11 protein-coding genes and 1 riboswitch are annotated in these 11,851 nt (G+C 44.0%); of the genes, 1 reads left to right on the top strand and 10 read right to left on the bottom strand.

The features are described 5' to 3' along the window. Nucleotides 1-21: 21 nt before the first annotated feature. The 10 genes from purF to EKM76_RS01225 all read right to left on the bottom strand — a co-directional run bounded on the left by purF (nucleotide 22) and on the right by EKM76_RS01225 (nucleotide 11,209). Complete coding sequence (purF, locus tag EKM76_RS01270; protein ID WP_125548861.1) at nucleotides 22-1,455, bottom strand: amidophosphoribosyltransferase; 1,434 nt, start codon at nucleotides 1,453-1,455, stop codon at nucleotides 22-24. After that, nucleotides 1,452-3,647, bottom strand: coding sequence for a phosphoribosylformylglycinamidine synthase subunit PurL (gene purL, locus EKM76_RS01265; protein ID WP_125548860.1), 2,196 nt, complete (start codon nucleotides 3,645-3,647; stop codon nucleotides 1,452-1,454). The genes purF and purL overlap by 4 nt, the downstream gene beginning before the upstream one ends. Then, nucleotides 3,644-4,324, bottom strand: coding sequence for a phosphoribosylformylglycinamidine synthase subunit PurQ (gene purQ / locus EKM76_RS01260; RefSeq protein WP_125548859.1), 681 nt, complete (start codon nucleotides 4,322-4,324; stop codon nucleotides 3,644-3,646). The genes purL and purQ overlap by 4 nt, the downstream gene beginning before the upstream one ends. A gap of 15 nt (nucleotides 4,325-4,339) precedes the next feature. Continuing rightward, nucleotides 4,340-4,588 (bottom strand): phosphoribosylformylglycinamidine synthase subunit PurS, encoded by a 249-nt coding sequence (purS, locus tag EKM76_RS01255; RefSeq protein ID WP_125548858.1) that lies wholly within the window; start codon nucleotides 4,586-4,588, stop codon nucleotides 4,340-4,342. Beyond that, nucleotides 4,575-5,303, bottom strand: a complete 729-nt coding sequence (purC, locus tag EKM76_RS01250; RefSeq protein ID WP_125548857.1) for a phosphoribosylaminoimidazolesuccinocarboxamide synthase — start codon at nucleotides 5,301-5,303, stop codon at nucleotides 4,575-4,577. The genes purS and purC overlap by 14 nt, the downstream gene beginning before the upstream one ends. Next, nucleotides 5,303-6,427 carry a 5-(carboxyamino)imidazole ribonucleotide synthase gene (gene purK / locus EKM76_RS01245; RefSeq protein WP_125548856.1) on the bottom strand — a complete coding sequence of 375 codons (1,125 nt, stop codon included), beginning with the start codon at nucleotides 6,425-6,427 and terminating at the stop codon, nucleotides 5,303-5,305. Before purK ends, purC begins: the two co-directional genes overlap by 1 nt. Next, entirely contained in the window at nucleotides 6,420-6,905 is a 486-nt protein-coding gene (purE, locus tag EKM76_RS01240; protein ID WP_125548855.1) for a 5-(carboxyamino)imidazole ribonucleotide mutase, read from the bottom strand. Before purE ends, purK begins: the two co-directional genes overlap by 8 nt. A gap of 217 nt (nucleotides 6,906-7,122) precedes the next feature. After that, a complete protein-coding gene (gene uvrC, locus EKM76_RS01235) occupies nucleotides 7,123-8,895 on the bottom strand; it encodes an excinuclease ABC subunit UvrC (protein WP_125548854.1) in 1,773 nt (590 codons plus the stop codon). A gap of 168 nt (nucleotides 8,896-9,063) precedes the next feature. Further along, nucleotides 9,064-9,795, bottom strand: coding sequence for an amino acid ABC transporter ATP-binding protein (locus tag EKM76_RS01230; RefSeq protein ID WP_164507556.1), 732 nt, complete (start codon nucleotides 9,793-9,795; stop codon nucleotides 9,064-9,066). Nucleotide 9,796: 1 nt separating this feature from the next. Further along, nucleotides 9,797-11,209 (bottom strand): ABC transporter substrate-binding protein/permease, encoded by a 1,413-nt coding sequence (locus tag EKM76_RS01225; protein WP_225417849.1) that lies wholly within the window; start codon nucleotides 11,207-11,209, stop codon nucleotides 9,797-9,799. A 302-nt stretch (nucleotides 11,210-11,511) separates the two neighbouring features. On the opposite strand from EKM76_RS01225, the gene EKM76_RS01220 reads away from it, so the two are divergent. Then, on the top strand, nucleotides 11,512-11,694 hold the full coding sequence (locus EKM76_RS01220; RefSeq protein ID WP_125548851.1) for an SPJ_0845 family protein: 183 nt from the start codon (nucleotides 11,512-11,514) through the stop codon (nucleotides 11,692-11,694). 105 nt (nucleotides 11,695-11,799) lie between these two features. Next, nucleotides 11,800-11,847: riboswitch (PreQ1 riboswitch) on the top strand. The last annotated feature ends 4 nt before the right edge of the window (nucleotides 11,848-11,851 follow it).

The following is an 11,851-nucleotide window of genomic DNA, read 5'->3' as shown; positions in this document are numbered from 1 at the left end:
ATTTATCCTCCCTCAACTTGATTAAGTTGTTGCCAGAACACGTGGTGGTTCAAAAGTCGCTGCATAATCATATAATGGTGTTGGATAATCACCGTTGAAGTAGGCCACACATAACCCAGAATAGGGTGCGGTACTTTGTAGATCGATCGCATCGATCAACCCGGCAACACTGAGAAAAGCCAGCGAATCAGCCCCAATTTTGGTTTTCATTTGCGGTAAGGTCAAGTTAGCCGCCATTAGTTCACGAGTATTTTCAATGTCGATACCATAAAAGCAGGGATAACGTAATGGTGGTGAAGCGATCAATAAATGCACTTCGCTAGCGCCGGCTTCTTTTAGCAGACGCACAATGTAATTACTGGTGGTGCCACGAACCAGGGAATCATCGATCAAAGCGACTTTTTTTCCGGCAACAACAGCAGATACAGCGGATAACTTCATCCGTACACCTTGTTCCCGCAATCGTTGCGTCGGTTGAATAAAGGTACGCTGACTGTATTGATTTTTGATCAAGCCCATTTCGTAAGGAATCCCGCTGGCCGCAGCATAACCATTTGCCGCCGACAAAGAAGAATTTGGCACGCCGACAACAATATCAGCGTCAACTGGATGCTCGCGCGCCAACTGTTGTCCCATCCGTTCCCGTGCTTGATGAACATTAACGCCATAAATCGTTGAATCCGGCCGGGCAAAATAAATGAATTCCATCGAGCAAACTGATAATTGTGTCTCCGTGGTATATTTTTCCACTTGATACCCGTTGTCATCAATTTGAATCATTTCACCAGGTTGTACATCCCGAATAAATTTGGCACTAACTGTATCTAAGGCGCAAGTTTCACTGGCAACCACGTAGGCGCCATTCGGTAATTGTCCTAACGCCAACGGTCGAAAACCATTGGGATCCAGTGCCGCATATAAGGCATCGCTGGTTAAAATCAAGTAAGCGAAGCCACCTTTAATTTGGCGCAAGCTAGCTTTCAGGCGTTGTTTAAACGTTGGTGCTGCATGGCGCTGAATCAAGTGCATCAATACTTCAGTGTCTGAATTAGCGTGAAAAATAGCGCCAGCCTGTTCTAATTCAGTCCGTAAACTCACCGCATTGGTCAAATTTCCATTATGCGCTAAAGCAACTTGGTGGTCGGTAAAATTAAATAATAAGGGCTGGATATTTTCAATGCCCGAACTACCAGCCGTCGCATAACGGACATGCCCGATCGCTGCGGCGCCAGTTAAAGCGGCTAATTTATCCGGCTGATCAAAAACCTCCGTCAATAGGCCTAAGCCCAGTTCACCGGTTAAATGGCCTTGCTGATTGGCAACGATTCCTGCACCCTCTTGACCCCGATGCTGTAAAGCGTGCAAGCCAAAGTAAGTTAATTCGGCGGCCTGTGAATCACCCCAAACGCCAAACACACCACATTCTTCATTCAGGCTTTTCAGTTCACTTGTCATGCTAATACCGCCTCCCACTGTTGCTTGCTTGCGCTGACATCCAAGTTGATTTGTGCCGTTGCGGTAGCGATGATCAATTCAGGAGCTGCGATAACCTTGCCAATCGATTGTGCCAGCGCACCAGCCAATTTGGTAAACTCAGCTACTTTTGCTGCTGGTACGGTTACGATAAAGCGGGACTGTGTCTCGGCAAACAACCAACTAGCTGGTAGATCGATCGTGATTTGAGCACCTAATTCGTGGCCAAAACAACTTTCTGCTAAGCCAACCGCCAGGCCACCTTCAGCTAGATCATGGGCGCTATTGACTAAGCCAGCCTGAATCGCTTGCTGCACCAATTGCTGATTAGCCAGCTCAGTGGTTAAATCAAAATCGAATAATGCGCCGCTGATCGTGCCAGTCAACATTTTTTGAATTTCACTACCATTAAAATCAGCGTGAGTTGCGCCAACTAAGAAGATCGTGTCACCACTGTGTTTAAAGTCTTGGGTCGTGATCAAATCCAAATCATTGATCAAACCCACCATGCCGACCATTGGTGTGGGATAAATAGCTTGCCCGTTAGACTCGTTATATAGCGACACATTACCGGAGATCACTGGTGTGGCTAACGCTCGACAAGCCGCGCTCATCCCTTTGGTAGCTTGAGCTAATTCGTAAAAACTTTCAGGTTCTTCTGGACTACCAAAATTCAAGCAATCAGTGATGCCTAAAGGTGTACCACCACTAGCTACAATGTTCCGCGCCGCTTCGCAAACCGCAATTTGACCGCCGATCTCTGGATTCAAGTAGAGATAACGTCCATTACCATCGGTGGTCATCGCTAACGCTTTGCGCCCACCGCGAAGCCGAATCACTGCAGCATCTGAGCCAGGTGCCACAACAGTATTCGTTTTAACCTGTGTATCATAGGTACGATATAAGGCTTGTTTCGAGGCGATCGTTGGTTGTTGCAATAAACGTTGTAACACACGCCCCGCATCAGTAAATTCAGGTCGATATTGTTGCGGATCAGCCGCTAATAATCGTTGTGGCACGGCTTGTGGTCGATGATAAACGGGCGCATCGTCAACTAAGGCAGTGATCGGTACATCGGCAACCAACTGACCATGAGCAAATAACTGATATTGCTTGGTCGCTGTTACCGTACCTATTTTAACTGCCGCCAAATCATAACCGGCAAAAAGCTGTTCTACTACTGCCGCTTGCTCTTTAGCCACGCATATCAGCATTCGTTCTTGTGATTCCGATAACATTAATTCATAGGGGATCATCCCAGCTTCGCGCTGCGGAACCGCATCAAGGTCTAGCACCATCCCGTAGCCAGCTTTAGCGCCCATTTCTGCAGAAGACGAAACTAATCCAGCGGCACCCATATCCTGGATCCCCACAACAGCCTCTGGATGTTCTCGGATCAGCTCCAAGCAAGCGTCCATTAATTGTTTTTCCATAAATGGATCACCTACTTGGACTGCGGAGCGATCAGCTTCAACCTGATCATTAAATTCAGCTGAAGCAAAAATCGCCCCCTGAATCCCATCACGCCCAGTTTTAGCACCGACATAATAAATTAAATTACCAGCGCCGGTGGCTTGACCTTTTTGTTGCATCGCCGTATCTAGCACACCGACACACATTGCGTTCATAACCGGATTAGCAGCATAAGCGTCATCGAAAGCCAATTCACCACCCACGGTCGGAATGCCAATACAGTTGCCATAACCACCAATACCCGCAATCGTTTCCTTTAATAAAAAGCGTGTGTGTGGATCATCTAATTCACCAAAACGTAAACTATCAAGTAATGCGACTGGCTGCGCCCCCATCGAGAAAATATCGCGAATAATACCACCAACGCCAGTTGCTGCACCTTGATATGGTTCAACTGCCGTAGGATGATTATGGCTTTCCGCTTTAAAAACAACCGCTTGACCGTCACCAATGTCAATGATCCCGGCACCTTCACCTGGTCCTTGCAGAATACGCTGACCACTAGTCGGAAATTGTTTTAGTAATGGCTTTGAGTTTTTATAGGCACAATGTTCGCTCCACATTGCTGCAAATAAGCCAGTTTCGGTAAAATTCGGTAGTCGGCCCAATAGTTCCTGAATCCGCTGATATTCTGCGGTCGTCAATCCCCAATTAGCATAAAGTTCCTGCGCTTTGATTGTTGCCGCTGTTTGCTCGATCATACCGGCACCACCTTATCGGTTAATGTTTGGATCATACTTTGGAACAGACCACGACCATCTTCGCTACCTAATAAAGCTTCGACTGCTCGCTCCGGATGGGGCATCATCCCCAATACGTTACCGGCTTGATTGGTAATTCCAGCAATATTAGCCCGGCTACCATTTGGATTATCCTGATAGGTAAAGACAATGCGCTGCTCGGCCTTTAATTGCGCCAAAGTCGCATCATCACAATAATAGTTACCTTCACCATGGGCAATTGGTAACTGGATCGATTGCTGATCAGCATAAGCACTAGTAAAACTGGTTTTTGCATTGGCTACAGTCAACGCTGCGGACTGACAAATAAAATCGGCGCCTTTATTACGTTGTAGTACGCCTGGTAACAGACCTGCTTCAGTCAAAATCTGGAAACCGTTGCAAATACCAATAACTAAACCACCAGCGGCCGCAAATTGCTGAACGGCGCCCATGATCGGTGCAAAGCGAGCGATCGCCCCACCACGTAAGTAATCACCATATGAAAAGCCACCGGGTAGTAAAACAGCCGCAAAAGCAGATAAATCAGTACTCTGATAACTAATTAACTGCACGTCCTGCTGGCAAACATCCCGCAACGCCGCCACTAAATCTTGATCACAATTTGAACCAGGAAATTGAATCACCGCAAATTTCATCGTCGACCGCCCTTTCTATTCCGCCGCCACAATTTCGTAACGATAACTTTCCATATTGACATTAGCCAACAACTTTTGACACATTTGCTCCACCGTGGTTGCGGCTTTTGCTTCAGTCGTTGCTAATTCAAGCTCAAAATATTTTCCACAAGTCAATTGAGTTAATTCTGGAAACTCTAGCTGATGCAACGCTGTTTTAATTGCTTCGGCTTGCGGGTCGAGGATCGAATCTTTATAGGTCACATAAACTTTAGCGCGATACATGGGCCACCTCCGAGTTTTGTAAACGAGTCAGGACTTCGCGATAAACGGTGGTTAAATCACCGGTGTGCTTACGGAAAACGTCTTTATCCAACGATTCTTGAGTCGTGGTATCAACTAAACGGCATGAATCTGGGGAAATTTCGTCAGCTAAAACTAATTGACCATTTAGGTAGCCAACTTCAATTTTGAAATCAACTAATGTCAATTGGCCTTGGGCAAAACGAGCGATCAACAATTGATTGATCTGTAACGCCAATTGTTTGATCTGCACTAATTCAACGGCACTGGCGATTCCCAGCGCTGTCACTTGGTCGTCATTCATAAATGGATCATCTAATTCGTCGGACTTATAAAACAATTCAACGATCGGCTGTTTTAATGGCTGTAAATAATCAGTGGCAAACTTGCGTTGGAAACTACCAGAAGCAAGGTTGCGCACCACTACTTCCAAGGGGATCATTTTAACCGGATGGATCAACTGTTCCGTGGCCGAAACTTGGCGAATAAAATCAGTCGGCACACCATTAGCAATTAAATAATCAAAAAGCAAACTATCAATTTGATTATTTAAAGCCCCTTTGGTTGCAATTTGTTCTTTACGTTTACCATTTAGCGCCGTAGCTTGATCTAAATACTCCACCCAGAGAACTTCTGGATCATCGGTGGTGTACAGACGCTTAGCCTTACCAGTTTTCAATTCTTTAAGTTTACGCATTATTGATCCTCCCAGATTTTTTCTGCGGCTAATTGGGCCTGCGTTTGTACGGGGTCGTCAGTTAAAATTGTGATGTGACCCATTTTACGTTGGTGGCGAATTTCGGCTTTACCATAATCATGCAGGTACCACTGCGGCCGCTGCAACCAACGCTGCCGAGCCGCTTCTAGGTGCTGACCTAATAAATTAACCATTACTGCTGGTCGTTGTTGCGTGATTGGTGGGAGCGGCAAGCCACAAATACTGCGAATGTGGGCGGCAAATTGTGATAGATTGCAGGCTTCGATGCTAAAATGACCTGAATTATGCGGCCGGGGCGCCAATTCATTGACTAACAAGCGACCGTCGGATAATAAGAAAAACTCAATACCTAACACGCCATACAAATCTAAGCCTTGGGCAATTTTCGTTGCAATCTGCACGACGGTCGCTTGAATCGCTGCTGTTACTGGTGCCGGGGCAATCGTCTCGTGGAGGATATGTTGCTGATGGATATTTTCTACCACCGGAAAAGTTCGCACCTGTTGATTTCGATCGCGTGTCACCATAATCGCCAGCTCTTTAATAAAGGCTTGCCGCCGCTCCAAAATACAATCACCAGGCAGTAATTTGGTGGCGGTAGCAATATCAGCGCTAGTATTCACATCATATTGGCCATGGCCGTCGTAACCCCCAGTGGCTGTTTTTAAAATACTGGGCAATCCAATTGTCGTGCTAGCGATCTTTAATTCAGCCAGCGTGTTGACCGCAGCAAAATCCGTCACTGGTACGCCTAGCGACTTGAGAAATTTTTTCTCAGTCAACCGATTACGTGTGACTGCCAATAAGTGGGTGCCCTGTGGTAAGGCGGCATATTGGCTGGCCGTTTCCAAACTGTCAAGATCAACATTTTCAAATTCGTAAGTCAGCACATCGGCCTGCTTGGCTAACTGTAGCATCGCGGTCCGATCATCATAGTCAGCTTTAATTTGAAAATCAGCAACTTGTGCCGCCGGACAATCTGGTGTCGGGTCAAGCACCCCAACCTTGTAACCCATACTTTTAGCTGCTAACGTCAACATCTGACCTAGCTGACCACCGCCAACAATACCGATCGTCGCAGGTGGCAATAACTGTTTAATCAAGTTGCGCCTCACTTTCAACTGATCGTTGTGTTTGGGCAGCGCGGTAATCAGTCAAGCGCTGTTGCAGTGCTCTATCTTGTAAGGCCAAAATACTAGCCGCCTGCAACGCCGCATTTTTAGCGCCAGCCGTGCCGATTGCCATCGTGGACACAGGCACACCAGCTGGCATTTGGACGATCGATAACAAGGAATCGATCCCGTGCAACGCATGGCTTTCGATTGGTACCCCGATCACTGGGCGTGTCGTATTAGCAGCAAGCATGCCTGGTAAATGAGCTGCCCCACCAGCACCAGCAATGATCACGTCAATTTGTTCGGTAATAGCTTGCTGTGCAAAACTTTGTAGTGTTTGTGGCATACGATGGGCTGAAATAATACGTTTGCAAAACGGTATTTGTAATTCGGTTAAAATAGCCGCGGTTGACTGCATCGTCGGCCAATCGGAAATGGAACCCATTACGATTGCAACTTGATTCACGGATTTTACCTCCCTTAATTTAAAACGTACATTAAGTGTATCAGCACCTCATATTGTTCGTCAACACAGTAGACGTATATTTTTAAATTTATTTTATTTATTGTTCGTATTTTATATAAGGTTTAAATTTATGGCATCGATTACAATTTACTTAATTTTAAAATTTATTGCACATAAAAAGGGCTTAGCTATCAACTGGCTAAGCCCTGCTAAACTACTATTTAAGCGACAGTTTAATGGTCTGAGCGACTGTTTTAGAAACACCGATCGCCTGTAATTCAAGAATGGTCGCTGCTTTCAATTTCTTTAATGAGCCAAACTGACGTAATAATTTTGTTCGTGTTTTTGGACCGACGCCAGGAATTTGATCAAGTTGTGAACTTAACGAATGCTTTCCCCGTAATTGACGATGGAAGGTGATTGCAAATCGATGGACCTCATCCTGAATCCGTTGTAACAGATAAAAGCCTTCACTTTTAGGATCAAGATCCAACTTCTTATCATCCGGGCCATACATTAAGTCAGCCGTTTTATGGTGATCATTTTTGACCATACCGGCTACTGGAATATGCAGATCCAATTCATCCTCTAAAACTTCGCGCGCAGCGTTTAATTGAATTTCGCCACCATCCATTAAAATCAGATCCGGCAACGGCTGTTGTTCCTTTAACAAGCGCACATAGCGACGTCGAATCACTTCTTGAGTATTGGCCGCTTCGTTAGCGCCACTACCAGATTTAATTTTATACTTCCGATATTCACTTTTAGCCGGCTCACCATCAATATAGCAAACCATCGCTGATACGGGATCAGTACCTTGAATATTGGAATGATCAAAAGCTTCGATCCGATGCGCTGATGTGATCTGTAAAGCGTCAACTAATTCTTGTACCGCACCCACCGTATGTGAGTTATCCAGCTCCATCAAGCGAAATTTCTCTTCTAAAACTAAGCGACTATTTTTGTTAGCCATCAGCATTAACGCTCGTTTTTCACCACGTTGCGGCGTGCGAATCGGCACCTGCAAAATATCAGCCAACACTTTTTGATTAACGCCTTTCGGTACCAAGATCTCCCGGGGCAAGACATTATTTTTACGCTTATAAAACTGTAAAATAAAACTTTCCAGCTCTTCTTCCGGTGTATTAACACATGGAAACAGACGCTTTTCTCGCTTGATCAATCGGGCTTGGCGAATAAAGAAGATTTGGACAGACAACCAACCTTTATCCATATAATAGCCAAAAATATCCCGCGGTGTATGATCGTTGGAAATAATTTTCTGCTTTTCAACAGTGGCCTCAATGTAACGTAACTGATCACGTAGTTCAGCTGCCCGTTCAAATTGTAAGTCAGCCGCAGCAGTTTGCATTTGCTCGCGTAATTCCCGCTTAACGTCACTAACTTGGCCATTTAAAAAGCGTTTGATCTTACGGATCTGTGCTTCATACTCACTTTTAGGCACTTCACGGAAACAAGCGCCGAGACACTGCCCCATATGATAATACAAACAAGGTCGAGTTTGGCGGCCACTGCAGCGACGTAGTGGGTAAACCTTTTGTAGAAAATGAAGCGTCTCTTCGGCGGCGTAAACATTCGGATACGGGCCAAAATAATAGCCGCCGTCTTTCTTAACATCACCAGTGATCAACATGTGCGGATCACGTTCGTTGGTGATTTTAATATAGGGATAGCCCGTACCAATTTTTAATTTGATATTAAAATGTGGCTGGTGCTTCTGGATCAGCGTAATTTCTAACAAAAATGCTTCCTTATCAGTGGAAGTAATAATGGTTTCAAAGTCACGGATCTCAGCAACCAGTCGGGCAGTTTTGCCCTCATGACTACTCTTAAAGTAGGAACGAACTCGATTTTTTAAATTTTTCGCCTTACCGACATAGATGATCTTGCCGTCACGGTTTTTCATCAAATAGCAACCGGGCAGCGGCGGTAATAAGGCTAATTTATGCTCTAAATATTCTGTTGCCACACTAAAACAGCCTTTCTGCTTTATAAATTAAAGTTGTTTAAGTACGCTTAGCTATGGAAGCCCAGGTAACGTACGCATGTTCGCTTTTATATTTTAACGCGTCTAGCCGGAAAAGCAAGCACTCAGCTTACCAATACGCAAAAAAGCTGGCCTAGGCCAGCTTTTTCATTATGCTTCAAGAATTTTAGCTAGAAAATCTTGTGTCCGTTCATTTTGTGGATGCTCAAAGATTTGGTCAGGCGTACCCTTTTCAGCAAAGACGCCACCGTCCATAAACCAAACTTCATCGGCCACGTTTTTGGCGAAGCCCATTTCGTGGGTCACCACAACCATGGTCATCCCTTGATTGGCTAAGTCTTGCATAACTTTCAACACTTCGCCAACCATTTCTGGATCTAATGCTGATGTGGGTTCATCGAACAACATTACATCAGGATTCATTGCTAACGCCCGGGCGATCGCTACCCGCTGTTGCTGCCCACCAGAAAGACTAGCCGGATAGTTATCTGCTTTTTCGGCTAAACCAACTTGATCCAACAATTTAAGCGCTAATTCTTGAGCCGCTGCATCAGTCATCTTCTTAACTTTAACTGGCGCTAACTTAACGTTTTCAACCACCGTCATGTTAGAGAATAGATTGAAACTCTGGAACACCATTCCCATTTTTTCACGGAGTTGGTTGATCTGACTTTCATTTAATGATGTTAATTCAGAATCTTCAAACACGATTTTACCGCTGGTTGGTTGTTCTAGCATGTTCAGGCAGCGTAAGAACGTACTTTTACCACCACCAGATGGTCCGATCACACAGATCACTTGACCTTTTTCAACTTTACCGTTTAAATCCTTTAAAACTTCTGTGTCGCCAAATTTTTTATTAATATTCTCAATCGTAATCATTTCAGGCATCGTGCTTCATCTTCCTCTCGTAGTGGTTCAATACTTTGGATAAACTGAAGGTCATAACAAAATAGATCACCATGGCAACTACGATCGGGATAACCCCTTTATAAGTCGCCGTTTGGACTGCTTTTAATTGATAGATCAGATCGGTGACCCCAATGATCGAGACGATCGAGCTTTCCTTGATCAGGGAAACAAATTCGTTCCCTAATGCTGGCCAAATATTTTTCAACGCTTGTGGGAAGATCACACTAACAAAAGTTTGTTGTTGGCTTAAACCTAAGCTCCGTGCGGCTTCCGTTTGCCCTTTAGCCACTGAGTTGATCCCGCCCCGAATGATTTCGGCAACATAAGCTGCTGAGTTCAGAGAAACAGCAATGATCCCTGCAATCAAGGCTGGAATATTGATAAATAGTCCGATCCCGAAGTACACGAACATCACTTGGATCATCAATGGTGTGCCCCGAACAAATTCAATATACGCCACACCTAAGAAATGGATCAACTTGATCTTGCTTAAACGCATTAAGGCAAAAAGGACACCGAGCAAAATCCCGAAAATAACACCGATCACCGTGATCAGTAAAGTATATTCGACCCCTTTAACGAAATAGCTCGTATAATGCCACATGCTCGTGTTTTTCGTGTTCGTTTTCATGTAGGTTCCAGCATGCTTCAAATAAGTCTTCGTTAACTTCTGTTTGTTAATTTGATCAACTGATTTGTTGACTTCGTTAACCAACGAAGTCGAACCTTTTTTGAAGCCAATAGCAGTATCATTTTCACCACTACCTAGACTAAACTTACCATTGATCATGGCTAAATCAGGATCATTATCAACATAAGCTTGCGCGGAAGGAGTTTCCATGATCACCCCTTCAACCTTGTGACTCTTCAAGGCTAAAATCAAATCGCTGATTTTGGCTAAACCTTTCATATTCGAGCCTTTGATTTGCTTCTTACCTAAGTTGAATTGGATACTCCCAGTTTGCGCACCCATGGCTTTATTCTGGAAGGAAGTTCTGTCTTTGTATAACCCTTTATCAGCCTTATTGATGATGATCGATTGACCACCTTTATAGTAGACATTGGAGAAATCAACACTCTTTTTCCGTGCCGCTGTTGGTGACATCCCCGAAATGACCATATCGACTTTATTAGTTTCCAATGCGACTAATAAAGAATCAAAATCCATTTGCTTGATCACTAATTTCACGCCTAGATCTTTAGCGATTTTCTTAGCGATATCAACATCCATGCCGACAACTCGTTCTTTACCGCCACGGTTAACTAAAAATTCATATGGCGGATAGTCAGGACTTGTCCCCATGACTAAGGTCCCTTTTTCTTGTACTCGTGCCAATGAATCATCCGTTGCTGCCTGTGTTGGTTGTGCGAAAACGCCCAGCATTGCAACGCTGACGGTGAACGCCAACATTAACCAACTCATTATTTTTTTCATGTGATAACCTACCTCTGCTCCATGCTACTGGATGATTTCCAGACCAAAAACATGGCTTTTTATGATTCAATAGCTCGATTATACTCGATGATGATTTTTTATGCAAGTATATCCACTAAATAATTAAATTAATGCATAAACAATTCTAACTATACATTTTAAAAAATTTACAGGACTAATCTGAGCAAAAAAAAAGCTTTTCTGCTAGAATAGGAACATATGAAAGCAACCTGTTGTTTATAATAACCGCAATGAACAAAATTAATTATGAAGCAGAAAGGATGAGTGTAATGGGATTAACCATGAAGCAAGATAATACACTAAATGAATTGTTTGATAAATTCGCCTTAGATCCAAAAAAACCAGTTGAAAAGCCAGTGGCCAAAAAGCCAAAGGAAACCAAAGTCACTAAAAAAGCAGCACCAGAAAAATAAACTTAACCTAGTCAAAGCTGACCTAGTGCTTTGACTATTTTTTTAACAAAATTTTCCCTTAACGACAGAGTTTGTTATACTTAACAATGCAAGTCTGACTAATTGTCAGTGGTGGTTCGTGACTATCCCACCATAATAAAAAACTAGGAGGCTATTT

The organism is Loigolactobacillus zhaoyuanensis (assembly GCF_003946385.1).
GTDB classification, from domain to species: domain Bacteria; phylum Bacillota; class Bacilli; order Lactobacillales; family Lactobacillaceae; genus Loigolactobacillus; species Loigolactobacillus zhaoyuanensis.
Note: the sequence above shows the minus strand (reverse complement) of the source record. Positions and strands in the feature narration are given on the sequence as shown.

Bases quoted from the DNA above. Each gene is read 5' to 3' on its own strand.
- purF (WP_125548861.1), bottom strand. From the start codon at position 1,455: ATGACAAGTGAACTGAAAAGCCTGAATGAAGAATGTGGTGTGTTTGGC.
- purL (WP_125548860.1), bottom strand. From the start codon at position 3,647: ATGATCGAGCAAACAGCGGCAACAATCAAAGCGCAGGAACTTTATGCT.
- purQ (WP_125548859.1), bottom strand. From the start codon at position 4,324: ATGAAATTTGCGGTGATTCAATTTCCTGGTTCAAATTGTGATCAAGAT.
- purS (WP_125548858.1), bottom strand. From the start codon at position 4,588: ATGTATCGCGCTAAAGTTTATGTGACCTATAAAGATTCGATCCTCGAC.
- purC (WP_125548857.1), bottom strand. From the start codon at position 5,303: ATGCGTAAACTTAAAGAATTGAAAACTGGTAAGGCTAAGCGTCTGTAC.
- EKM76_RS01230 (WP_164507556.1), bottom strand. From the start codon at position 9,795: ATGATTACGATTGAGAATATTAATAAAAAATTTGGCGACACAGAAGTT.
- EKM76_RS01225 (WP_225417849.1), bottom strand. From the start codon at position 11,209: ATGCTGGGCGTTTTCGCACAACCAACACAGGCAGCAACGGATGATTCA.
- EKM76_RS01220 (WP_125548851.1), top strand. From the start codon at position 11,512: ATGAACAAAATTAATTATGAAGCAGAAAGGATGAGTGTAATGGGATTA.